A 404-nucleotide genomic window follows, 5' to 3' on the forward strand; every position below is an offset into this window, starting at 1 on the left:
GGTTTGCACCACTGTTTTCATCGATTGCCGTGGCCGTTGTTCCAGAGGTGATTTCTGGTGCGGTTGTATCTGGCGTTGCACTTGAGCCAGAGCCAGAATCGGAACTCGAAACCGCCGCCCCAAGGACAACGGCAGAACCTAATCCCGCACCAACAAGTTGTAATGTGCTCAATCCAAGAAAACTAGTTTCAGCCTGCCAGACTGCACCTTGTGCAATAATGTTGCCGCTAGCATCAAGACCAGAGCTGCTGATAACCATATTTTCGGCGGAAGCTGCACCATCAATAAGGGATTGCGAACCATCAACGACATATTGAGAGCCATCGACAGTGTAAAATTCTTCAATATTTGCAACGGATTCACCTTCAACTTCTAAGGTTAAATTATCGCCTTTACGTGTTAAT

At 47.0% G+C, this 404-nt stretch carries 1 protein-coding gene; it reads right to left on the reverse strand.

Features of this window, described 5'->3' with window-relative positions:
* Positions 1 to 404: hypothetical protein (locus E2R67_RS16700; protein WP_166739421.1), on the reverse strand; the 404-nt coding region annotated here is incomplete at both ends.

Source organism: Psychromonas algicola (assembly GCF_004378355.1).
GTDB lineage: Bacteria > Pseudomonadota > Gammaproteobacteria > Enterobacterales > Psychromonadaceae > Psychromonas.